General features: G+C 33.3%; 20 protein-coding genes. 2 read left to right on the top strand and 18 right to left on the bottom strand.

The features are described from left to right. Positions 1-6 precede the first annotated feature (6 nt). The 6 genes from B3I31_RS04160 to mutS all read right to left on the bottom strand — a co-directional run bounded on the left by B3I31_RS04160 (position 7) and on the right by mutS (position 9606). On the bottom strand, positions 7-2502 hold the full coding sequence (locus B3I31_RS04160) for a cation-translocating P-type ATPase (RefSeq protein WP_286494670.1): 2496 nt from the start codon (positions 2500-2502) through the stop codon (positions 7-9). 140 nt (positions 2503-2642) lie between these two features. Continuing rightward, a complete protein-coding gene (locus B3I31_RS04155) occupies positions 2643-3407 on the bottom strand; it encodes a C40 family peptidase (protein ID WP_219033619.1) in 765 nt (254 codons plus the stop codon). After that, the gene (locus tag B3I31_RS04150; protein ID WP_286494672.1) at positions 3407-4054 is read right to left on the bottom strand and encodes an O-methyltransferase; all 648 of its coding nucleotides are present in this window, start codon (positions 4052-4054) and stop codon (positions 3407-3409) included. The genes B3I31_RS04155 and B3I31_RS04150 overlap by 1 nt, the downstream gene beginning before the upstream one ends. A gap of 180 nt (positions 4055-4234) precedes the next feature. After that, entirely contained in the window at positions 4235-6139 is a 1905-nt protein-coding gene (gene acs, locus B3I31_RS04145; RefSeq protein ID WP_286494673.1) for an acetate--CoA ligase, read from the bottom strand. Between the two features lie 97 nt (positions 6140-6236). Continuing rightward, positions 6237-7040 carry a M48 family metallopeptidase gene (locus B3I31_RS04140; protein ID WP_221854344.1) on the bottom strand — a complete coding sequence of 268 codons (804 nt, stop codon included), beginning with the start codon at positions 7038-7040 and terminating at the stop codon, positions 6237-6239. 10 nt (positions 7041-7050) lie between these two features. Next, a complete protein-coding gene (gene mutS, locus B3I31_RS04135) occupies positions 7051-9606 on the bottom strand; it encodes a DNA mismatch repair protein MutS (RefSeq protein WP_286494675.1) in 2556 nt (851 codons plus the stop codon). 80 nt (positions 9607-9686) lie between these two features. Between mutS and B3I31_RS04130 the strand changes: the two genes are divergently transcribed. After that, positions 9687-10217 carry an RNA methyltransferase gene (locus B3I31_RS04130; RefSeq protein WP_125348748.1) on the top strand — a complete coding sequence of 177 codons (531 nt, stop codon included), beginning with the start codon at positions 9687-9689 and terminating at the stop codon, positions 10215-10217. Between the two features lie 53 nt (positions 10218-10270). Here the strand turns inward: B3I31_RS04130 and B3I31_RS04125 are convergent, their stop codons facing one another. From B3I31_RS04125 to B3I31_RS04070, 12 genes are all read right to left on the bottom strand, one after another. Then, entirely contained in the window at positions 10271-10723 is a 453-nt protein-coding gene (locus tag B3I31_RS04125) for a GNAT family N-acetyltransferase (protein ID WP_115001464.1), read from the bottom strand. Between the two features lie 235 nt (positions 10724-10958). Further along, positions 10959-12326: a deoxyguanosinetriphosphate triphosphohydrolase gene (locus B3I31_RS04120; protein WP_286494676.1), complete on the bottom strand. Its 1368-nt coding sequence runs from the start codon at positions 12324-12326 to the stop codon at positions 10959-10961. Between the two features lie 79 nt (positions 12327-12405). After that, positions 12406-12738, bottom strand: a complete 333-nt coding sequence (locus B3I31_RS04115; RefSeq protein ID WP_221854340.1) for a hypothetical protein — start codon at positions 12736-12738, stop codon at positions 12406-12408. 17 nt (positions 12739-12755) lie between these two features. Beyond that, on the bottom strand, positions 12756-13562 hold the full coding sequence (locus B3I31_RS04110; protein WP_291058917.1) for a TPM domain-containing protein: 807 nt from the start codon (positions 13560-13562) through the stop codon (positions 12756-12758). Then, the gene (locus B3I31_RS04105) at positions 13543-13983 is read right to left on the bottom strand and encodes a TPM domain-containing protein (protein ID WP_291087643.1); all 441 of its coding nucleotides are present in this window, start codon (positions 13981-13983) and stop codon (positions 13543-13545) included. Before B3I31_RS04105 ends, B3I31_RS04110 begins: the two co-directional genes overlap by 20 nt. A gap of 5 nt (positions 13984-13988) precedes the next feature. Then, the gene (locus tag B3I31_RS04100) at positions 13989-14591 is read right to left on the bottom strand and encodes a LemA family protein (protein ID WP_038332025.1); all 603 of its coding nucleotides are present in this window, start codon (positions 14589-14591) and stop codon (positions 13989-13991) included. Positions 14592-14704: 113 nt separating this feature from the next. Further along, a complete protein-coding gene (locus B3I31_RS04095) occupies positions 14705-15172 on the bottom strand; it encodes an ABC transporter ATPase (protein WP_291058915.1) in 468 nt (155 codons plus the stop codon). Positions 15173-15369: 197 nt separating this feature from the next. Then, positions 15370-16161 (bottom strand): (Fe-S)-binding protein, encoded by a 792-nt coding sequence (locus B3I31_RS04090; protein WP_038332021.1) that lies wholly within the window; start codon positions 16159-16161, stop codon positions 15370-15372. 38 nt (positions 16162-16199) lie between these two features. Further along, entirely contained in the window at positions 16200-16628 is a 429-nt protein-coding gene (locus tag B3I31_RS04085) for an LNS2 domain-containing protein (protein WP_125348737.1), read from the bottom strand. Between the two features lie 71 nt (positions 16629-16699). Beyond that, positions 16700-18025: a (Fe-S)-binding protein gene (locus B3I31_RS04080; RefSeq protein ID WP_291058956.1), complete on the bottom strand. Its 1326-nt coding sequence runs from the start codon at positions 18023-18025 to the stop codon at positions 16700-16702. 54 nt (positions 18026-18079) lie between these two features. Beyond that, entirely contained in the window at positions 18080-19054 is a 975-nt protein-coding gene (locus B3I31_RS04075) for an MlaD family protein (protein WP_038332017.1), read from the bottom strand. Between the two features lie 59 nt (positions 19055-19113). Then, complete coding sequence (locus tag B3I31_RS04070) at positions 19114-20409, bottom strand: N-acetylmuramoyl-L-alanine amidase family protein (protein WP_257467976.1); 1296 nt, start codon at positions 20407-20409, stop codon at positions 19114-19116. 72 nt (positions 20410-20481) lie between these two features. Here B3I31_RS04070 and B3I31_RS04065 point away from each other — a divergent pair, with 72 nt between their 5' ends. Continuing rightward, positions 20482-23094: a putative LPS assembly protein LptD gene (locus tag B3I31_RS04065; protein WP_291087640.1), complete on the top strand. Its 2613-nt coding sequence runs from the start codon at positions 20482-20484 to the stop codon at positions 23092-23094. Positions 23095-23103 lie beyond the last annotated feature (9 nt).

The raw sequence follows: 23103 nt of genomic DNA, 5'->3' as shown, positions 1-23103 counted from the left end.
TTTTACTCAATTTTTTCTCCTACGTTTAATCCATTTATAAACTTCAAACCACAATACAGATAACATTGCTACAAGCATCGCCATTCCTAATTCTTTTAGATTCAACGAAGAAACTTTAAAAAATAAAGAAATTGGCTTTATATACAGTATTGCAAAAAGTATAAGCAATGTAAGAATTGTAACGCCAACCATTAAATTATTTTTATTTTTAAAACTTGACCACAAGCTATAATAAAACGATCTATTCGTTAAACTTAACCAAACATTTGAGAAAATCAACGTTGTAAAAACCATTGCTCGGGTTTTCTCTTCATTTCCGCCTAACTGATAAGTGTATTGATAAACAAAAAGCAATCCTAATGTGATGATAATTCCTTGAATAATACTTGTTGAAAGTTCTTTCCAATTCAGAAAAGTTTCCGTCATAGGACGAGGTTTTTCGTTCATAGAATTTTTCTCTAAAGGCTCGTTTTCATACACAATAGAACAGGTTGGTCCCATTACCAATTCTAAGAAAATAACATGAACCGGTGTGAAAATTTGCGGAAAAGCCCAACCTAAAAACAACGGCAATGAAACAATTAATATAATTGGAATATGAATCGAGATAATGTATTGAACAGCTTTTTTAAGATTCGTATAAATGCGTCTTCCAGCAGCTATTCCGATAACTAATTTTCCTAAATCATCATTTGTTAAAATTAATTGCGCAGCTTGTTTGGCTATTTCAGTTCCTTTTTCGCCCATTGCAACACCAATGTGTGCGGCTTTCAATGCTGGTCCATCGTTTACTCCGTCGCCCAACATTGCAACTACTTCTCCATCCTCTTTCAAAGCTTTCACGACGGCTAATTTTGCTTCGGGAAACATTCGTGCAAATAAGACTTTTTCGTCGGCTGCTTTTAATAATTCTTTTTCAGAAAGTTGTGTAATTTCACTTCCTGTAATACTATCTTCAGCATGAATAATTCCTGCCTGATTCGCAATACTCATCGTAGTTTCGGCATTATCGCCTGTAATTACTTTTACTTTTATTCCGGCATTATATATTTTCTCGAAAACCTCATTTATTCCCTTTTTAGGCGGATCATAAAAGACAACAAAACCTAACAATTCAAAAGGTAAATCTTGTTGTTGTTTTGGAAAATCGTTTGAATTAAAAGTAGATTTTGCAACACCCAAAAGTCGGAAACCTTTTGTTCCAAAATCGCGAATAACGTTTCGTAAATGATCTTTTTGTTGATCAGAAAGATTCGAAACTTGTAAAATAGCTTCTGGAGCACCTTTTGCCGCAATTATTCGTTGATTATCTTTATTTTTAAAACAATGCGTCATCATCGGAGGTTTTCCAGATAAAGGATATTCGAAAAACATTTGATATTGATTGCGCTCATCAACCTGTGTTTGTTCGTAAACTCGGTGCAACGTTTTTTCCATTGGATCGAATGGAACAGGTTCACTACTCCACATCGCATATTGTATAATCTTAGAAATTTCGACATCATTGAATTGAATTTCATCAAAAACCGTAGACATTTTTGCATCATAAATCGCTTTCAATTTCATCGAATTTTCGGTAATTGTGCCTGTTTTATCACTACAAATAACAGTTGTGCTTCCTAAAGTTTCGACAACGCTACTCTTTTTTACAATAATTCCTTCGCGTAATAATTTCCATGAACCCAATGCCATAAATGTAGTAAATGCAACTGGTATTTCTTCGGGTAAAATAGACATTGCCAAAGTCAAACCGTTTAATAAACTACTTACAATGTCTTTTGTTTGAAAATAATTGAATCCGCAAACCATTGCAAAAACAATAATTCCAATGATTGCCATTCCTTTCACAAATTTTTCTATCTGCAATTGCAAAGGCGATTTTTCTTCTTTTATAGATAAAATTGACGTTCCTATTTTTCCCAACTTCGTTTCTGCTCCAATGGCTGTCACTTCAAAAATAGCCAAACCAGAAACTGTCAAAGTTCCACTGTAAATTTCTGGATGATCTATATCTTTAAAAACTGACATACTTTCGCCTGTTAAAGCCGATTCATTCACCGAAAAATCATTACTATGAACAATATTTCCATCCGCATTAATCATTTTTCCTTCTTCCGTAATACACAAATCACCAATTGTAATTTCGTGTGTTGGTATCTCAACTAATCGTCCATTACGAATAACTGAACTCAAAGGTTCGTTCAACTTTTCTAACTCTTGCAGAGCTTTTTGATTACGAGAACCTTGGTAAAATGAAATTCCTGTCACAGCAACAATAGCCACAAACATAAATGCAGCTTCGCCCAAATCACCAACCAACACATAAATAATTGATACAGCAATCAAAATTAGCGTCATTGGTTCTTTTAGAATATCAAATAATAAACTATACCAAGCAGAATTCTGTTCACCCTTTATAGCATTATCTCCGTATTGTTGTTGAGCTTTTTTGACTTCAGAATCAGATAACCCTTTTAAATTTTCAGGAATTTTTATAGACATTATTTCAATCGATTAGTGTTTACTAAAGTTACAGCTAAATCCAATTAAAAAATAGTTTAATACTTGATTATATCCTATTTAGATTTGATTTCAATTAAAACAAAAAAATCATTTCTTTCGAAATGATTTTTGCTCTATTATTAAGGAATTAATTTTCGAATGCATCGCAGTTTATGCGAATATTTTTGAGAATCGGTATTGAAAATTCCATTTGTATCGATTGGATCAATTCTAACTTTTCCGTGTGCGTGCAAAATTTTTCCATTGCCACACATAATTCCGACATGAATAATTAGACCTTCTGCATTATCAAAAAAAGCTAAATCACCTGGTTCTGCTTCTTCTACAAAACTCAAAACTTCACCCATTTCCGCTTGTTGATAAGCATCTCTTGGAATTTTATAGCCACCTATTTTGTACACTTGTTGCGTTAAACCAGAACAATCAATACCGAACGAAGATTTTCCTCCCCACAAATAAGGTACATTTAGATAGGCTTTTGCAATTTCTACCAATTGATCTTTTGATTTTTTACCAGACGTATATACCCCAAAATATTCAAAACATTTTGGACCAATTTTGATTTTACTTTCATTCAAAGTACGAACCTCAGCTCCAATTGTCAACGTCATTGGCAAGCCATTTTCCATCGCATGATTATACGGATTAATTGCAAATTTCTCGATCGAATCTTTATTATATTCTTCTTCCGAAATTTCTACAATTTGTTTTGGATCTAGCCAACCTTCGTAACCATCAAAAGCTAACTGAACTTTAGTCCATTTTTCTAATTCTTCTAAAATAATCAACTTTTCTCCAAACAAAACCTGACTCACCATTTCTGATGAATCTCTTGCTTCGTAGCGCAATGGCGCAACACTTACTTGACAAATGGCGTACTTCATTATTTTTTTCGAATTAACGTAATTCCGTCACGAATTGGTAAAATTATCGACTCTACTCGTTTGTCTTTCGTTACCATTTCATTAAATTCTTTCAAAATTTTTGTCGAAGGATCTTTTTTATCTTCCTCTTCCATCATTACTTTTCCGTACCACAAAACATTGTCAACTAACATGGTTCCTCCTGGACGTAAAAGTTCTAAAACTTTTTCAAAATAATAAGGATAACTCTCTTTATCAGCATCAATAAAAGCTAAATCTACAGAATTTTTCTCGATTGTTTCTAATTCTTCGCGTGCATCATTGATTCTAAAATCAATTTTTGAAGCAAATTCAGATTCATCAAAATATTTTCTGCACAAATATTCCAATTCATCATTTTTATCCATCGTAATGATTTTTCCATCAGCAATCAAACCTTCTGCCAAACACAATGTTGCGTAACCTGTAAAAGTTCCTAACTCTAAAATAGTTTTTGGGGCTAAAATCTTTGACAAAATACTTAACAAACGACCTTGATATTCTCCCGAAATCATGTGTGGCTGCGTTGTACATTGATAAGTTTCAACACGTAAACGGCTCAAGATTTCAGGTTCTTGATCCACATGATGATCTAAATACGATTCTAAAACTGGTGAAATTTTTATCATACCTTTAAAAAGTCAACAAAATTACAAAAAATGCATTGAATATCGGCTATATAAAGGAAATTTAGAAGAGAAAATTTATCCAAAATAATCAAACCAAAAAAGCATTACTTTTTGGGTAATGCTTTTTGTTTTGAAAATTATTTTGATAAGCTTAGACTAAATCTTAACCTCAGCCTTACTTTAAACTTTTCCTTTCTGAATAACAGTTACAACATCTGGATCTAATAATGTTGATGTATCGCCAAAATCAGTTTCGTTGCTTGCTATTTTTCTTAAAATACGACGCATAATTTTTCCGCTTCGCGTTTTTGGTAAACCTGAAACAAACTGTATTTTATCTGGCTTTGCAATTGCTCCAATTAATTTAGAAACTCCATTTTTTATTTCTGCTTCAAGTTCTGGTGAACCTTGTACTCCATCTTGCAAAATCACATAAGCATACAATGCATTTCCTTTGATATCATGAGGATAACCAACAACCGCGCTTTCTGCTACAGCTTCGTGTTCATTTATCGCATTTTCTATTGGTGCAGTTCCTAAATTGTGTCCAGAAACAATCACTACATCATCTACACGTCCTGTAATTCGATAATTTTCCATTACATCACGATACGCTCCATCTCCTGTAAAATAATATCCCGGAAATGTTGAAAAATAGGTTTCTACATAGCGTTTATGATTACCATAAATAGTACGAGCCATAGATGGCCAAGGAAATTTAATTGCTAAACGTCCTTCTGCTTTTTCATTTACTGCTTCTACTTCTTTTCCATGTTCATCCATTAAAACTGGCTGAATTCCTGGAAGCGGTAATGTTGCAAACGTTGGACGAAGCGGCGTAATTCCTGCTAATGGCGAAATCAAAATAGATCCCGTTTCTGTTTGCCACCATGTATCTACAATTGGACAATTTCCTTTTCCAATATAATCATTAAACCAGTGCCAAGCTTCCTCGTTAATTGGTTCACCAACTGATCCTAAAACTTTAAGACTTGATAAATCATATTTCTCGACATAATCTAAGGATTCACGAGCTAACGAACGAATTGCTGTTGGAGCTGTATAGAAATGTGTCACTTTTAATTTTTCGACAATTTCCCAAAAACGTCCAAAATCAGGAAAACTTGGAATTCCTTCGAACATTACTGAAGTTGCTCCACAAGCCAAAGGTCCATAAATAATGTAACTATGTCCTGTAATCCAACCGATATCTGCTGTACACCAATAAATATCGTTGTGCTCCATTTGAAAAATATTATCGAACGAATAAGCCGTTTCCACCATATATCCACCACATGTATGCACCATTCCTTTTGGTTTTCCTGTAGAACCAGAAGTATACAAAATAAACAAAGGATCTTCGGCATCCATAATTTCCGCAGGACAATTATCGTCTACCTTATGCATTTCATCAATCCAAAATTTATCACGTCCACCAACCATAGAAGTAGGCTCGATAGCACGTCGATAAACAATACACGACTGAATAGAAGCACAATCTTTTAAGGCTTCATCACAAATTGCTTTTAAGTTAATTGATTTCGTTCCACGAAAAACTTCGTTTGCTGTCACCAAAACCTTACATTGCGCATCGTTGATACGAGAGGCAATTGCAGCAGAAGAAAATCCTGCAAAAACAATAGAATGTACCGCGCCAATACGAGCACAAGCTAACATCGCGATGGCTAATTCTGGAATCATTGGCATATAAATACACACACGATCTCCTTTTTGTACGCCATTATTTTTTAAGACATTCGCAAATTGGCAAACTTTTGAATGCAATTGACGATATGTAATAATTCTAGATTCCTCTAAAGGATTATTTGGTTCCCAAATTAAAGCTGTTTTGTTTCCATTTTTTTCCAAATGACGATCCAAAACATTTTCGGTAATATTTAGTTGTCCACCTTGAAACCATTTAAAATCTGCTTGTTCAAAATTATATTCAAGTGTTTTGTCCCATTTCTTTTGCCAAACGAAGTTTCCAGCAATTTTATCCCAAAATTTTTCAGGCTCCTCGACACTTTTTTTATACGCTTTCTTATATTCAGAAAACGAATTGATTCTAAAATTGTTAATCATTTTAATTTTAATTGTGGTTTTGAATACTAAATATAAAAAAAGCGAATCAATTTATCAAATTAACTCGCTTATATTTTACAAATGAATAAAAACTATTCTATTTTCCTTTATACGGACTTGCATTGTAATATGCTAAAGCAGTTGGTAAGGCTTCCTTTATTTTAGCCATACGCGTCGCATCCGAAGGGTGAGTACTCAAGAATTCTGAAACTCCTGCATTTCCACTTTTCGCCGCCATACGTTCCCAAAAAGGAATTGCTTGAGAAGGATCATAACCCGCCATCGCCATTAAATACAATCCTGTAACATCAGCATCTAATTCCATTTTACGAGAATAGTTTAGTAAACCAACTTGTGCACCTACAGGATATAATTGTTCAAAAACTTTTGCATATTCTGCATTTCCAATGGATCCACCAACTATTTGTCCTAAACCTTGTGCGGCCATTTGCTGAGAAGCTTGCTCCGCACTATGACCAGCCAAAGCGTGACCAATTTCGTGACCTAAAACAACAGCCAATCCCGTTGCATCTTTGGTAACAGGTAAAATACCTGAATAAACCGCAACTTTACCTCCAGGCATACACCATGCATTTACTTCGTTTGCATTTAACAACGTAAATTGCCATTGATAACCTTGTAATTGAGAAGATATTCCCTTTTCTTGATAATATTTTTCAGCGGCATATTTTAAACGTTCCCCTACTGTTTGCACCATTTTAGCATCGGCAGTACCTGTAATTACTTTCCCTTGTTTAAGAACCTGAGAATATTGATTGTAAGCTGTCGGAAATAAATCTGCATTAGAAACTAATGACAACGATTTACGTCCGGTAACAGGGTTTGTAGCACAAGAAGCTAATACTAAAGCTCCTGCTACAGTTAAAATTATTTTCTTCATATTTTTAAGTTTATTTACCAAGTTTCTTTTTGATTTCGTTCAATTTCATCAATGCTTCAACAGGTGTTAACGTATTGATATCTGTGTTCAGAATTTCTTCTCTTATAGAATCTAAAATTGGATCATCTAACTGAAAGAAACTTAATTGCATATTATCTTGCGTTATTTTCTCCGTTTTATTCGAGATTCCTTCATCTGTTTTCGTTGCTTCCAAAATTTTCAACACATCATTTGCTCTGTCCACCACTCGTTTTGGCATCCCAGCCATTTTAGCAACATGTATACCAAAACTGTGCTCACTTCCTCCTGGAACTAATTTTCTCAAAAATAATATTGTATCTTTTGTTTCTTTGATACTAACATTAAAGTTTTTGATACGTTCCATCGATTTTGACATTTCATTCAATTCATGATAATGCGTTGCAAACAATGTTTTTGGTTTCAAGGCACTTTGATGTAAAAATTCTGCAATTGCCCATGCAATCGAAATTCCATCGTAAGTCGAAGTTCCTCGACCAATTTCATCCAATAAAATCAAACTTCGTTCCGAAATGTTATTTAAGATACTTGCTGTCTCATTCATTTCGACCATAAATGTCGATTCACCTGATGAAATATTATCTGAAGCACCAACTCGAGTAAAAACTTTATCAATGATTCCTAAATCTGCAGCTTGAGCTGGAACAAAACTTCCCATTTGCGCCATCAAAACAATCAAAGCAGTTTGACGTAAAAGCGCCGATTTACCAGACATATTTGGTCCAGTAATCATAATAATTTGCTGATGATCCGAATTTAACTCAACATTATTCGACACATATTGTTCACCAATTGGTAATTGTTGCTCAATCACAGCATGACGACCTTCTTTTATATTTAGTTCAAAACCATCATTAAGAGAAGGTTTTGTGTAATTATTTTTCTCTGCTATTTCTGCAAAAGTTGACAAAACATCCAAAAATGCAATTGCTTTTGCCGTTTGTTGAATCGGTAAAAGTTTAGTGATAATTTCTTGTAACAATTCAATAAATAATTGATTTTCTATAGCAAGAATTTTTTCTTCTGCACCAAGAATTTGTGTTTCGTACTCTTTTAATTCTTCGGTAATATAACGCTCTGCATTCACCAAAGTTTGCTTACGAATCCATTCTTCTGGCACTTTATCTTTGTGCGTATTTCGAACTTCAATATAATAACCAAACACATTATTGAATGCAATTTTCAAGGACGAAATTCCAGTTCGTTCTGTTTCGCGTTGACACATTTGATCCAAATAATCTTTTCCAGAAAACTGAATTTTTCGTAATCGATCCAATTCTTCTGAAACACCTTCTCTAATTACATTTCCTTTTACAATTTGATGCGGAGGCTCGTTAGAAAGTGTATCAAAAATCTTTTGTGTTAAATGATCAATTGGTTCGATTCGAGAAAATAAATCTGCAACTTCTTTGATATTCGATTGTTCAGCAACTTCTTTTATTTCTTCCGAAATTTTCAAACTTTGTGCTAATTGTTGCAATTGACGAGGTGTAATTTTACCTGTCGAAACTTTTCCAGCCAAACGTTCTAAATCGGTTAATTGACCTAATTTTTCTCGCAAATCGTAACGTAAATCTCCAAATTTGTAGAAGTATTCGACAATATTTTGACGACGTTGAATTGATTTCAAATCTTTCAACACCATTACCATCCAACGATTCAACAAACGTGCTCCCATCGGAGTTTTGGTATCGTCTAAAACATTTAATAACGTAACACCTTTTGGATGTGGAGAATAAACCAATTCGAGATTGCGAATCGTAAATGGATCCATCCACACAAAACTATCTTGATTAAGACGCTGAATAGATGTTAGATGCTGAATTTCGAAGTGATGTGTGTCATCCAAATAAGCTAAAATTGCACCCGCAGAAATGATTCCATCTTTTAAATCCTCAATTCCAAAACCTTTTAGATTCTTAGTTTTAAAAAGATTGGTTAATTTATCAACTGCAAAATCATATTGAAAAGCCCAATCATCCAACAAAAATTTACTTTTGACATCAGAAAAATTATATTTAACACGTTTTTGGTAAATCACTTCACTTGGTCGAAACGATTGAATAATTTTCGCTACTTGATCTTCTTGTCCTTCCGAAACCAAAAATTCTCCTGTCGAAACATCTAACAACGCAATTCCAAAAGCTTTATCACCTTGATGAACAGCCATCAAAAAGTTATTCGATTTTGACGATAAAACCTCATCTTGCAACGCAACACCAGGCGTTACCAATTCTGTAACACCACGTTTTACGATACCTTTTACCATCTTTGGATCTTCGAGCTGATCACAAATTGCAACGCGTAAACCGGCTTTCACCAATTTCGGTAAATAAGTATTCAAACTATGATGAGGAAACCCTGCCAAAGCACTATTATCAGAACCATTGGCGCGTTTTGTTAAAACTATATCTAAAATGCGAGAAGCTCGCACAGCATCTTCTCCAAATGTTTCGTAAAAATCTCCCACACGGAACAACAACATTGCATCAGGATATTTCGCCTTGATGGTGTTATATTGTTTCATTAGAGGAGTTTCCTTATTCTTTACTACTTTTGTCAAATTATTATAAATTTTGAACAGCTAAGTTAGTTAAAAACGAAGTGATGAGAAAACTAAAATTAGACGAATTAGGTCGCGTTTCTGCGGAAGAATATAAAGCTATTGAAAAACACCCGATTGTTGTGGTGTTGGATAATGTGAGAAGTATGCACAATGTTGGTGCAGTTTTTAGAACTTCGGATGCATTTTTAATTGATAAAATTTATTTGTGTGGAATTACAGCAACTCCACCTCATAAAGAAATTCATAAAACGGCCATTGGTGCAGAAAATTCTGTTGATTGGGAATATGTGAAAGATTCGAATGAATTGGTTGCTAAATTAAAAGAAGATGGTTATCAAATTGTAACGATTGAACAAACGGAAGGTTCTGTTTTGTTAAATGAATTTGAAGTTGACCAATCTCAGAAATATGCAATTGTGATGGGAAATGAGGTTGATGGTGTGCAACAATCAATCATTGATCAATGTGATACGTGTATCGAAATTCCACAATCAGGAACAAAACATTCGCTTAATGTTTCGGTTTGTACAGGAATTATTTTATGGAAATGGTATGAAAGTTTTATGAAATAGCGTTAAGCAAAAATATAAACTCCAACTTTTCATCAAGTTGGAGTTTTTTGTTATTAAAAATTCACCGAAACATTAATCCATTCTGGATCAAAATCTGCGTTATATTTTTTATAGAAATTAATTGCAGGTTCATTCCAATCCAGAACTTGCCAAACCATTCCGTGGTAATTATTCGCTTTTCCATAAACAATTAATTCATCCAATAATAATTTACCAATTCCAGAACCGCGCATTTTTTCGGTTACAATCAAATCCTCCAAATATAATCTGCGTCCTTTCCAAGTCGAATAACGATCGTAATGCAACGCAATTCCTTCCACATTTCCGTCCACTTCTGCAACCAAAGAACCCCAAACTGGTTTATCTCCAAACCCGCATTCTTCCATTTCTTCTAAGGTTACCGTTACTTCGTCTGGTGCTTTTTCGTATAAAGCTAATTCGTGAATTAACTCTAAAATTCGAGGACAATCTTCTTTTCTTGCTTCTCGTATTGTTACATTTTTCATTATTGTGTGATGTTATTTAGTTATTCGTTATTCGAGACTAGAAATTAGTTATCTAGTTTACGAAACGTAGAATTCATTATTTTTTGTCATTCTGAATATAGCTTCAGCGAAATGAAGAATCTATAGATTCCTCCATTCGTCGGAATAACAAATTCGCTAATTTTTGATGAGATACTGAAACGAGTTCAGCATGACAATTTCTCTAAATTCGAGCTTCGTATTTCTAACTTCGTACTTAAATCGTCATTCCAATTTCGATTCCTTTGATACGACGATATAATTCTGTTGCGTAATTATCAGTCATTCCCGAAACATAATCCAAAATTCCCATTACCTTTTGATACTTTGTTCCTTTCTCATATAAAAACTGAGCAGGAACTAAACGCAAGGCTTTTTTCTCAAACGTTTTGCGTTCTTTTTCATCTTTTAAAATTGGAGGAATAAATTGCGAAAGCAATTCTGACATTACATTATAACCTGCATTTTCAATTTCGAGAACAGAACGATGATTATAAATATTTTCAATCGAGAAACGTTGAATTTCGTCTAAAACTCGTTTCGTTACTTGTTCCGTTTCATTTTTAATCACATCTAATAACGCCGTTTTAAATTCTCCTTTTACAATTTGATCAAAATTATTTTGGTAAACTTCAACCGATTTTTGAGTCAATAAATTAATTGATTTGGCACGTAAATACGCTATTCGATCATTTTTATCTGAAATTGATTTTAATGTATTTTTTGTTTTATCAATTTGAGATGGATCTAAAGATTCAACTAAATTCAAAAATAATTTTCGGCATTTATCATGATCAATAATTCCTAAACGTTGCGAATCTTCGACATCGATAATCGAATAACAAATATCGTCAGCCGCCTCTACCAACCACACAAACGGATGTCGCTTGTAAATAATTGGTGAATCTTGTTCCAAAATCATATTCGTTTTTTCAGCAATTGTTCGGAAAGCTTCCTTTTGCGCCTGAAAAAATCCAAATTTCTTACGATGCAATTGATTTTTATCTTTTGCAACCGATTCACATGGATATTTTGCAATCGCAGCCAATGTTGAATACGTCAAACGTAAACCACCTTCCGATTTTCCGTTTTGTTGTTGTGTTAAAATTCGAATTGCATTTGCGTTTCCTTCAAAATTGATTAAATCAGCCCATTCGGCTTCAGTAAAATATTGTTTCAAATCTGTTTCATGGCGATCAAAATAAGAAGCAATTGCATCTTCGCCCGAATGTCCAAAAGCTGGATTTCCGATATCGTGACACAAACATGCCGCTGAAATAACATCGTGAATACTATATTTATAAAATTCTTGTGATTCTTTTGTTAATTTATAATTTTCGGAAATAAACTTTCCTACCAAATTTCCCATCGAGCGTCCAACAGACGAAACCTCTAACGAATGCGTCAATCGATTGTGGACAAATACACTTCCTGGCAAAGGAAAAACTTGCGTTTTGTTCTGCAAACGACGAAAGGCAGACGAAAAAATAATACGATCATAATCACGCTGATATTCTGATCTCGCATCCGATGTATCGTTTGTATTACTGCGTTGATTGGTGTAAATATGATTTAGAAGTTCCATAAACTGATTTAGAAAACGAATTTAACGAATAATGTTCAGTCATAAAAAAATCCGAACGGTTTCGTTCGGATTTTTGGTTTTATTCGTGAAATTTTAAAAGATTTTTCATTCTTTCTGTAATATATTCATCTTGAAGAAAATTTGCTTCATTAAAGTTTAAATCAAACTTATATTGAACAGCTAACTCTTTTAGAATTTCAATTTCAGCTTTTATCTCTCCTTCAAACCAGTTGTCCCAAGCAAACAAAATTATTTTTTCATTTTTAGCTAATTTGTAAAAGTCGAAATCAATTGATTTATCAAAAATTTCATCATCATATTCACAAATAATTTTCCATTTATCTTTTACTAATTCATTAATAATTAAATAAAAAATATCAGTTTCAATATTTGTGACAATTTTAAAATTCATTAATCAAAATAGTATTTCTACCAACTACCAGATGCTCCTCCGCCTCCGAAGCTTCCGCCTCCGAAGCCGCCAAAGCCACCGCCAGATGATCCACCCCAAGAACTTCCTCCTGAGCCAAAACCTCCACCACCGAAAACAGAACTTCCTGTATTCATGATGATAATATCATCTAACAAACTTCTTCGTCTGCCACCATTTCCGTCATTATTACCACCTTTACCTTTCGATATAATAATAAAAATAAAGATGAAAAAACCGATTGCAAATATAAGAGCAACCCAATCCATTTCTGGTTCTTGCGATTTTGCTTTGTCTTGCTTATATTTTCCTGCAAAAGCTTGAAAAATAGAATTGACTCCAGCATTTATTCCACCAGCATAATCACCTTGTTTGAAATACGGAATAATAACATTGTCAATAATCGATTTGTTGACACTTGGTGGTAGATAAATTTGAGCTCCATAACCTGTTCTAATCGTAATCTTACGATCTTGTTCACTTAAAACAATTACAACTCCATTATCTTTTCCTTGTGTACCAACTTTCCATTTTTCACCAATATCATTTGCAAACATTTCTAATGGATAACCATCTAGAGACTTCACTGTTAATACCAAAATTTGAGTAGATGTTGAATCATCATAGGCTACTAATTTTCGTTCTAATTCATCCAATTGCATTGCATCAAAAACATGTGCATAATCTTGCACAAGCTTTTTAGGCGGATGTTCCATCTTCACCAATTCATCCGGTGTCTGCCCAAAAACGGTTAAAATGGAAAGAAAAAAAGTTAGAAAAAAGTATTTAACTGTAGCTAATTTCATCTGGTAATTCGTTTGTATCATCCTCTTGATGAGGAAAATATTTCTTAAGTGCTTTGCCGGTTTTCTTAATTCCTTTGCAAAGTCCTTTTACATAATGTTCTTTTTTGAAATGCTTGACAACATCTACTTTTATATCGTCCCAAAAGTCGTCTGGCGTTGCATTGTCAATTCCTTCATCTCCGATAATCGTAAAATTATGATCGGTTGGCGAAACATGAAACAACACACCATTTCGATCTTTGGTTTTATGCATTTCCAATTGCTCGAAAACTTCTAAAGCTTTGTCAAAATGATTGGGAGAAGATTCGAATTCAATATGAATTCGAATTTCCCCACTTGTATTTTTCTCTGCTTTTTGAATAGCTTCGATTATTTTTTTTTCATCTTTTGAAGAAAGAAATTTGTGTTTCTTTTTTCCCATAATGATTAGAATTCTACTTTAGGAGCATTCTCAGATCCTGCAGCAGCTTTGAAATAACCTTTTTTCGTAGCACCTGTAAAACCAGCGATTAAACTGTTTGGGAAAGTTACAATCATGTTGTTAAATTTCTCCGCAGCATCGTTGTATTTTTTTCTTTCAAATAAAACTTCTTGTTCGATAGAAGATAATTCTGCTTGTAAAGAAGTAAAATTTTGATTGAATTTAATATCTGGATATTTTTCAACAGAAACCAATAAACGGCTTAATGTAGATCCTAATTGATCTTGCGCTTGTTGAAATTTCGCAATATTTGCATCTGTTAATTGACTTGGATCATCAATTTTAATTTGATTAGAAGTCGCTTTTGCACGTGCATCAATTACAGCTGTTAACGTTTCTTTTTCCATATTCGCAGCACCTTTTACCGTGTTCACTAAATTTGGAACTAAATCTGAACGTTTTTGATATGTATTTTCTACATTCGACCATTGTTTTTGCACACCTTGATCTGTTGTTTTGATCGTATTCGAAACTCCAATTCCCCAGAAAACGATTCCTGCAAGAACTAAAAGAATCACTCCACCAATAAGACATCCTTTGTTTTTCATAGTATTTTTAATTTATTATTACGTAAAAATAGTGTTTTTTCAACAATATTTTATTAAAAATAAAACCGAGCTTATTTCTAAACTCGGCTTTACTATTTTTGGATTCTAAACGTTTAATTTAATAATGTTTTTGCCCAACTTTCTTCAATCGGTAACAACCAATTTTTATTAAAATCATTCAAAGAAGAAATTCCATTATTGAAAACTTTTACATTTTTGATTTCTCCTTCTTTTACTTTTTGTTTGAATGTTGGTAATTTTTCAATAAAAACTTCCTCCTCATTTTCATACGAAACTAACATTCTGTTTAATAAATCAAACGAATAATCTGCATCAATTTCACGTACGATTTTCGTTAATTTATCGATAGAACAACCACTTGCTGTCGCTTGATTTTCGTCTACACCAACTACAATAAATTGATCGTAAGGTAAATCAAAATCAGCTAAAAGTTCAGCGCCATGCGCATTCCAATCCGCTATAAAAGTATTTAGTTTAGCTGTAATAGCTTGCTTTTCTTCTGTTGAGAATTTACGATTGGCTTGAAAAATCCAAATTCTTGAATCGTCTGCTAAATTCATTTTCTCTTTATTTAAAATTTGTGTTTCAAAGATACGGAAATTTTAGATGTTAGATGTTAGATGTTAGATGTTAGATGTTAGATGTTAGATGTTAGATGTTAGATGTTAGATGTTAGATGTTAGAAAGTTAAAATTTTTGTACAAAAAAAAAGCCATCTCAAAGAGATGGCTTTTTTATATTATTTTTATAAATTCGATTATAAATCTTTCGCTTCCATAATCAATTCAGCTAAGTCTTTTACCATAACCGTTGATTCTTTTTCGAAGTGTTTTACACCGTCTGTCATCATTGTATTACAAAATGGACAACCTGTTGCGATAATGTGCGGCTCTTTCTCTAAAGCCTCTTCTGTACGTTCTACATTGATGTCTTTGTTTCCTTTTTCTGGTTCTTTGAACATCTGCGCTCCACCAGCACCACAACATAATCCACGTGTTTTGCAACGTTTCATTTCGACTAATTCGGCATCTAATTTTTCGATTAATTCACGAGGCGCTTCATACACATCGTTACCGCGACCTAAATAACAAGGATCGTGGAAAGTGATTCGTCTTCCTTTGAACGTTTCAGAACCTTCTAATTTCAATTTACCTTCGTTGATTAACTGTTGTAAATATTGAGAATGATGTAAAACTTCATACTCTCCACCTAAACTTGGGTATTCATTTTTTAAGGTATTGAAACAATGTGGACAAGTCGTAACGATTTTTTTCACTTCGTAAGCATTCAGAACTTCGATGTTCATCATGGCTTGCATTTGGAAAACAAATTCGTTTCCGGCACGTTTCGCAGGATCACCTGTACACGATTCTTCTGTTCCTAAAACGGCGAATTCTACGCCAATATTATTTAAAATCTTAACGAATGCACGTGTTATTTTTTTGGCTCTATCATCAAAACTTCCAGCACATCCAACCCAAAACAAAACTTCTGGTTGTTTGCCTTCGGCCATATATTGAGCCATTGTTTTAACTGTAATATTTGACATATTTTTTGTAGTCTTTGTGTTATTTGAATGGATTTGGTTTAATGTTTTCCATCATCAAAAACTTGAATCGAAACATTTTTTTCAACCAAATCTGTAAATTTACCATTGTATCGTGTCGCTTTTACTAAATGGTTGTCAACCCAATGATAATTTCCTCCACGAGGTTTTCCCATTAAAAGTCCATGGTATTTGAAACCATGTTTTTTCAACCAAATTTCTGTGTACTCACGATGTTCTTCTGTACGTGATGTAAAAAATGTGATAATATGTCCTTCGTCGTACCATTTGTTTAATGTTTCTAAAGCATCTGGATATAATTCTGCTGTTAGCATACGTTCTGGTTCTTCGTTTGGAATATCATCGCAAATTGTTCCATCAATGTCAATTAAATAATTTTTAACATTTTCTGGTAAAATAGGACTTACTCTTTCTCCGTTTTCAATTTTTTCCTCTAAGAAATTTTCCATGTGTGCTGTGTTTGTGTGTTATGTACAAAAATTAATAGTTCTTTGAGAATGAGTAATTGTATTTTACAATTTTAATCGTTTGCCCAATTCAATCTATCCGCATTGTTAAATTGCCAAGGAGCTCCATTGTTTTCGACATTTGTCATCATCATGTTCAACTCGTTTGGTGCAGCAGATTGTTCCATTACCAAATAACGACGTAAATCAACAATAATTGATAACGGATCGATATTTACTGGACAAGCCTGTGTACATGCATTACAAGATGTACATGCCCATAATTCTTCTGGTGAAATGTAATCGTTGACAAGCATTTTACCATCATCCACAAAACTTCCGTTTGCATCGATGTTTTTACTTACTTCTTCTAAACGATCACGAGTATCCATCATAATTTTTCGAGGAGATAATTTTTTCCCTGTCAAATTTGCTGGACATTCAGATGTACAACGCCCACACTCCGTACATGTGTAGGCATTCAATAATTGTACTCTGTTTAAATCAAAAATATCTTTTGCTCCAAATGTTTCTGGCTCTCCCTGTGGTTCGGCAGGTGCTGCGTAAGGATCTGCATTTGGATCCATCATCATTTTTACCTCATCTGTTACAGATTGTAAATTATTGAATTCTCCTTTTGGTTCTAACTTAGAAAACCATGTATTTGGAAAAGCCAAAATGATGTGTAAATGTTTTGAATAATACAAATAATTTAAGAAAAAGAAAATTCCGATGATATGAAACCACCAAGCTGCTCTTTCTATAATTGTAATAAATGTGATGTCGTTGAATTGACTAATAATTGGTGCTGTTAACCAAGAAGAAATTGGAAAAGATCCTGTTTCGATATAATGAGGTGCACCCATTTTTTGTAACACTTGATCTGCACCATTCATTGTAAATAAAGCCAACATAAATGCAACCTCCATAATTAGGATATAATTAGCATCGTCTTTTGCCCAGCCTTTCATTTCTGGTTTCCAAAAACGTCCAACTTTTACAAAGTTTCTTCTACAGAAGAAAATGATACACGAAATCATCACCAAAAAGGCTAAAATCTCGAAAAACCCTATCATTCCGTTATAGAAACCTCCTAAGAAACTTAGAATACGGTGTGTTCCGAATACACCATCGATGATAATTTCTAATACTTCGATATTGATTAAAACAAATCCTACATAAACAAAAACATGTAGAATACCAGCAAGAGGACGAACAGTCATTTTACCTTGTCCTAAAGCCACACGAGCCATCGTTTTCCACCTTTCCGCAGGATGATCGAAACGATCTATTTCTTTCCCTAATTTGATGTTACGTATAAGTTTCTTTACGTTTTGCGCAAAGAACCAAATACTTCCTATCATAATTAGAAGAAAGATTACATTTGGAATGTACTTCATCATTTTTTATTAGTCTTTTTGTGAGTTTTGAGTATTTAAATTTTAGTTTTGATTTTATGGCTGAACTGGTTGCTTTTTACCAAAAACAGAGATGTTCACATAACGACTTGGGTTTTTCTTTAAGTCTGTTACCAATTCATTCATATTTTTGATTGTTGCTTCAAGTTCGTTAGCAAGCGTTTCATCTTTTGCTAATTTTCCTAAAGAACCTTTTCCATTATTCATATCTTCTAACAATGTATTTAAGTTTTTAGACGCATTTTCAAAATTCTTAATCACTTGATCTAATTCTAACGCGTTTAATTTATCCGCAGTTTTTCCAAATTTGTCAACCGTAGCTTTTGCAGAAGCCATTGTAGCACTTGCATTGTTAAGCGTTGTGTTCAATGTCTTTTCGTTTGTTTTGATCAAATTATTTGCACTATTTGATGTTGCAGTCAACGATTGCGCTGTTTTGTCGAACGAATCAATTGTATGATTCAAGTTTCTCAACATTGCTTTAATATCTTGTTGAGTTGACGGATCCAAAACATTGTTTACACTTCCTAATGTTTGATTAAAACTTAATAAAACACTATCTAACTTTGCTTGTGTTGGCGTTAATTGTTTCGTCAAACCATCTAACATTCCGCCTGCAATACGACCTTGTAAATAATCACCATCTTTTGCTACATCTGGTCCATAGTCTAATAAAAGTCTAACTTCTGGTCCAGACATAATTCCTGGTTCGTAAATTTCTGCAATTGTTTTTTTCGAAAATTGAATATCTTTTTCGACAGAAATCACGACTTCAAAATAGATAGGTTTTGCAGTATCTATAATTTTAATTTCTTTCACCTGACCAACTCTCAAACCGTTTACAGAAACAGGTTTAGAAGGAGCTAATCCGCTTACATTTTCGTATTTTACAGTAAACAAACGTCCTGATGAAAAAATATTTTGACCTTTTAAGAAATTGAATAGCATGAAAAAACCTACTAAGGTTAAGATGGTAACAACTCCTATTTTTAATTCTTTAGATAACTTCACTTGTTATGATTTTATGCAAAAATAAAATTTAATTTGTAAAGAAACATTTTATATTACGTTTACATTGGTTCTTCACCATTAAATGTAACGATAAAGGCGTTTCTAAAACCTTTGTCTTGTACTTGTTTCAATGTTTTTTGAGCAGATTCCATTGTTTTATCAGAGCCATAATAATATTTCTGAAGTCCACCTTCTTTTACTCGCAACACATTTGTCAATCCATTAAATTTTTCGTCTTTGTCTTTATATTTTTTATTTGATGTCATAAACTGAACACGATAATTTTTACCGCCTTCTAATTTTTTATTCGTTTCAAATTCTACAATTTTTGCACCAGAAAATCCTTTACGTTTTACCGTTTGCAATAAATCATCTGCACGAGATTGCAAATCTGTTTCCCCGTAATAATAGACGTAATTATCACCTTCCTGAATCACATCTAAATCTGTTAAACCTCTTAATTGAGGTGAAGTTGAAGAAAATTTCATTTTAGATTCCATTACCCTTACCTTCAATTTTTTTCCTTCTACAGGTTTTTCAACTTTTTTAACTGGTTTAGGTTTTTCGTCCTCGTCCTCTACTCCGCTTCTACGATCATATTCTTTTTTGAATTGTTTAAAAGCTTCATAAATTGTAGTCGTCGTTTTATCTTTTCCTTCGTCTGATGCTAAAAAAGTTCCTTCATCATAATTCGAAATAAAACCTAACTCAACCAAAACTGAAGGCGAAGCATTTCCTCTCAATACGTGAAAATTTGCTTGTTTAACACCTCTACTTTTTCTGAAATCACGATTCACGAAACCTTTTTCTACCAAATCTGCAAAACGAATAGATTGTTCTTTGTAAGCTGCATTCATAATCTCGAAAGCGATAACCGCTTCTGGATCATTTGGATTAAATTTTTCGTAACGTTCTTGATCTTTCTCTAAAAACACAACCGAGTTTTCACGTTTAGAAACCTCATCTGTTTCGTTAGATCTTTTCAATCCCATTACAAATGTTTCTGTTCCTGTTGCGCTTTTGTTATCAGCAGAATTACAGTGAATCGAGACAAATAAATTCGCATGATTATCATTTGAAATTCGTGTACGTTCCCATAATTCTAAAAAAATATCTGTGTCACGTGTTAAAACAACTTTAACATCTTTGTGATTTTTCTTAATTAATTCCGCCAATCTTTTCGAAACATCTAACGTGATATTCTTTTCATAATCAGCGACTCCCCTTGCTCCAGCATCATGTCCACCATGACCAGCATCAATAACAATTACAAAATTTTGCTTTTTTTGTGCAAATGAAAATGTAGAAAATACCATCATCATCGCAAAAAATAAATACTTTTGTATGTTAATCATTTTTAAACTCATACTATAGGTTTGTTTTTTTGATTAATTTTGACGCAATTTATAAAAAATAAGTTTTTCAATTTGTTTACAAAGGCAATTAAATCGATTTTATTTTTTAGTCCAGTTATGGTTTGCACCGTTTCTTTTGGACAAGTTAAGCAAAATAATAACGATAAAGATCACTCTAAGATAGTTTCTGATTCAGTAAAATTAGATACTATTATCCCTGTAAAAGAGAAATTAGAGTTTGTGGTAGAACACAATTCCGAGGACGAAATACATAATCGTAAAAAACGTATGACTTACCTTTTGCGTAAGGCACATGTAGTTTATGGCGATATGACTATTGATGCAGATTATATCGAACTAAATTGGGATACAGGTGATGTATATGCCGAAGGTAAACGCGATTCTATTGGGAATATTATTGAAAAAACAAAGTTTACACAAGGTCAACAAGAAATTTTGCAAGATGCTTTCAAGGTAAATTTCAAAACAAAAGTTGGAATTGCGTATAACATTCGCATGACACAAGAAGATGGAATCATCATTGCTGATAAAGCGAAGCGTGTCAATGATTCGGTAATGTTGTTAAAACGTGCTGATTTTACAACAGATACATATTTTAAGGAAGGAAAAGATACTCGCCCAGATTATTTTCTTCGCGCCAAAGAAGGAAAAATGATTGATAAAAATGGTAAGAAAACATTAATTACCGGACCTATCAATATGTGGATTTATGACGTACCAACGCCCTTAGCATTGCCATTTGGTTACATCCCAGCGATGGGTGCAAAACGTGCCGCAGGTATTTTGATGCCTCGCCCAGGTGAGCGTACAAATCTTGGTTTCTTTATCGAAGATTTAGGGTTTTATGTTCCATTTGGAGATAATTTTGATTTAAAACTTTCGGGAGATGTTTATACAAAAGGTAGTTGGGCTGCTAGAGCCGAGTCTACCTATAAAAAACGTTATAAATACAATGGACGACTTGCAGCCAATGTAGAAAATCGCTTAACTGGTATCAAAGGTCTTACAGAAGGCACAAATGCGTTTTCTAAACAAAATATGTTTGGTGTAATGTGGTCGCATAGCCAAGACCCAAAAGCAAATCCATATTGGTTATTCAATGCTAATGTTAACTTTTCGAGTTCGAAATATTACCGTGAATCTGTACGAAATCAATACATCAATACTGGACAAGTTTTTACAAACAACGTTAACTCTTCTATCAACTTAACAAAAAACTTTGAGAATGCACCATTAACAGCTCAAATGAGTATGTCGCACTCTCAAAACTATAACACAGGAGATATTAGTATTGCGTTTCCTCGTTTCAACTTAACGATGTCTCGTATTTTCCCTTTTGCAAAGAAAAATATGCCGAAAGAAGGTTTGATCGAAAACCTTGGTTTAACCTATAGCATGCAAGCTGGAAATGAAGTTAGCACAAACGACAAAGATATTTTTACAGACAAAATGTGGAAAGATCAAATGCGAATGGGTGCGAATCACAAAATTGGTTTGCAAACAGGTATTACACTTGCTAATTATTTTCCATTAACACTTTCTTCTGACTATAATGAAGTTTGGGGTGATAATCGTTTGATTAAAAATTACAATTCTGTTAACGGAAAAGTAGAAGATACAACGTTGAAAGGATTCAATTCTTATCGAACATTTAATTTCAATGCTTCTGTTTCAACAAATATTTATGGATTATATCTTAATCCAAATAAAGATGCTAAGATTTTAGGAATTCAGCACGTAATTACGCCATCTATTGGTTATAGTTATACGCCAGATTTCCAAAGTCAATCTTGGGGATATTACAAACCTTATCAAAACCAAAATCAAGAAGAAGTTTGGTACAACCAATATCAAAACATGTTATATGGTGTATCAATTCCTGGTTTGACAAATTCATTAAACTTTGGACTTTCGAATAACTTGGAGATGAAAATCAAAGATGCAAATGATCCAAAAGGTTTCAAGAAAGTAAAGATTTTTGAATATTTACGTTTGAGTTCATCTTATAATTTCTCTGCGGATGAATTTAAACTTTCTCCGATTAGTATTAATGGAATGACATCTTTGTTTGATAGAAAAGTTAATGTACAATTCTCATCAACTGTTAATCCATATAAAATTCAACGTTATATAAATGCTGAAGGAAATGAAGTTGCTCAATACATTGATGAACTTGGCTTAGGAAATCTTCGTATTTCGAATATGACATTAGGAACTGGTTATACTTTTGACAATAGTACATTTGGTGGAAAACGTTTCGATGCCAAGAACTATAAAAAACGAGGAACAGTTCGTGACGAAAATTTCTATTACGACAGCGATAATTATGCTCAATTTGCTATTCCTTGGAGTTTAACAGCTAATTTAAGTTATAATTATAGCAAAGGAACAGAACGAAAAGGAAGTAGCACAGGTTCTATTGCAATGAATGGTAAAATTTCACCAACACCATATTGGGCAATTTCGGCAAATGCAACTTACGATTTCATCAAAAGTGAAATTACTTATGTGCGTTTTGGTTTTGAAAGAGATTTACGAAGCTTTACTTTATCATTCAACTGGACGCCAATGGGAACATATAAAAGTTATGATTTCTTTATCGGAATCAAAGCATCAATCTTACAAGATTTAAAATACAACGACAGATCAAGACTTAATTACTAAAAAAATATT

Source organism: Empedobacter sp. UBA3475, from assembly GCF_002378465.1.
In the GTDB taxonomy this organism is placed as follows: Bacteria; Bacteroidota; Bacteroidia; order Flavobacteriales; family Weeksellaceae; genus Empedobacter; species Empedobacter falsenii_B.
Note: the sequence above shows the minus strand (reverse complement) of the source record. Positions and strands in the feature narration are given on the sequence as shown.